The organism is Thalassotalea sp. G20_0 (assembly GCF_017744175.1).
Lineage (GTDB): Bacteria > Pseudomonadota > Gammaproteobacteria > Pseudomonadales > Endozoicomonadaceae > Endozoicomonas.
Map to the genome: position 1 here is coordinate 1 of NZ_JAGHQV010000456.1, position 591 is coordinate 591.

Genomic DNA, 591 nt, shown 5'->3' on the forward strand with positions numbered 1-591 from the left:
CTGTCTGCTTGGCCGTGCCGGGGGGTGCTGATTGTTTTGATTGTCTGGCCTGTGCAGCGGTTGATCCGTCTGTTGAGGTTGGTGAGGCCGTTGTGCTGTCAGATATACCGGAGTTGCCTTCTGCCGTTGTGCTGTCAGATATACCGGAGTTGCCTTCTGCCGTGATGGTTTCGGATGTTGCTGATGCTATTTGTCGGGCTGTCGATGGATGTTTTGATTTTTCATTAATTGTCGTCTGAGTTGTTGTGGCCGAAGCGGATGATGTTAATGATGAACCTGTTCCTGCGGGTGATGAGGCTTGTGCCAGCGTTGCAGCAGCCATCGTGTTATCCGGAATACCGGAAGTTCCTTGCAGTCCCGGGCTAACAGACGTTGATTGTGCTTTTTCCTGAGTTAATGATTGTTGCGCTGTTGTTTGTTCAGTAGCTGAGCCTGTTGATGCAGGCGTCAATGATGGAGACGCAGCTGAGCTTTTTCCGAAGCTGGAAGTAGCTGTCTGCGTGGTGGTCTCAAGGGTTGGTGTTGCCGCCTGGCTTGATTGCCTGGTTTGAGCAGCGGCTGACATTGTTGTTGAGGTTGGAGCAGCCGTTG

General features: G+C 52.1%; 1 protein-coding gene. It reads right to left on the reverse strand.

The genetic code is table 11. The features are described from left to right. On the reverse strand, positions 1–565 hold a 565-nt coding region (locus J7438_RS27025; RefSeq protein ID WP_209279100.1), incomplete at its 3' end, for a hypothetical protein. Between the last annotated feature and the right edge of the window lie 26 nt (positions 566–591).